Raw genomic sequence first — 1,243 nt, 5'->3', positions numbered from 1 at the left:
TGTGGTGGTCAAGTAAACCTGGACACTTTCTCAGGCAGCTTCCACCTTTAAATCCTCGTACTCGGCCGGCGGCATGTTCAACGTGGCCGAGTGCAATCTCTGTTGGTTGTAGAAGAACAGCACATAGTCTGTGATGTCCGCTCGGGCCTCCGCGCGGTCCCGGTAAGTCCGGTCTCGTATGCGTTCCCCCTTCAAGCTACAGAAGAAGCGCTCCACCACCGCGTTGTCCCAGCAGTTGCCAGCGCGGCTCATGCTGGGCGTAATCCCTTCATCGTGTAGCAGCGCCTGGAACGCGAGGCTGGCGTACTGACTACCTTGGTCCGAGTGGAACATCAGCCCTTCGGCCGGCCGTCGGCTCGATAGCGCCAGTCTCAACGCTCTGACCACCAGCTGCGTGTCGGCCGAGGCCGAGTACGCCCACCCAACTACCCGTCGCGAGAACAAGTCGATCACCACAGCCAAGTACAGCCAGCCTTGCTGCGTCCCAATGAAGGTCACATCACCAGCCCATACGCGGTTTGGCTGCGCCACCGCAAACTGCCGATTCAGTCGGTTCGGCGCAATGGCCGAGGACTTCCCGCCCTTCGAGTAGTAGTGCTTGCGTGCCCTCCGGACTGCAACCTGTGCTTCCTGCATCAATCCTCTGGCCTGATGGCGTCCCACGGCGTGGCCTCGTCGCCGCATCTCTTGCGACATGCGGCGGCTGCCGTAGCTTTCTCCGCTTGCCTCGTGGATCAACTTGACCTGATCCACCAAGGCCTCGCGCTGCGCACGCGGCGGCCCTTGCCGGGCCTTCCACGCGTAGTAGCTGCTGCGCGGCATTCCCAGCGTCCTGCACACCACGGCCACTGGCCAGACCTTCTCCGCCTGTTCGATCACTTCGTATTGCGATCGAGTTCCTTGACGAAGAAGGCCGTGGACTTTTTTAGGATGTCGCGCTCGCGCTCCAGTTGGGCCACCTGCCGCTCCAAATCCCGGATGCGGCGCTGATCCGGCGTTAGACTCACCAGGTCACTCGGGCCCGGCTGCACCTTCGCCTGTCGATGTCCCAGCCAGCGTCGAAGCGCCGTCTCCCCGATGCCCAGTGCCTTGGCAGCCTTGGTCACCGTATAGCCCTGCTCTAACACCAAGTTCACGGCCTCTGCCTTGAACTCGTCCGAGAAATCCTTGCGTGCCATCATCACCTCTCTAGTCGACGGGAAGTCTACCTTTTGAGGTGTCCAAGTTCATTAGACCACTACAG

General features: G+C 61.1%; 1 protein-coding gene. It reads right to left on the bottom strand.

The annotated features are described in order from the left end of the window. Positions 1–30: 30 nt before the first annotated feature. A protein-coding gene (locus AC07XB_RS38940; protein ID WP_492833272.1) for an IS3 family transposase occupies positions 31–1,178 on the bottom strand; the annotation gives its coding sequence in 2 pieces (ribosomal slippage) (positions 31–920 and positions 920–1,178; 1,149 coding nt in all). Positions 1,179–1,243 lie beyond the last annotated feature (65 nt).

This window comes from Cupriavidus sp. GW821-FHT02F09, from assembly GCF_059421605.1.
The sequence above is the reverse complement of the archived record's forward strand: the minus strand, read 5'-3'. Positions and strand labels throughout refer to the sequence as shown.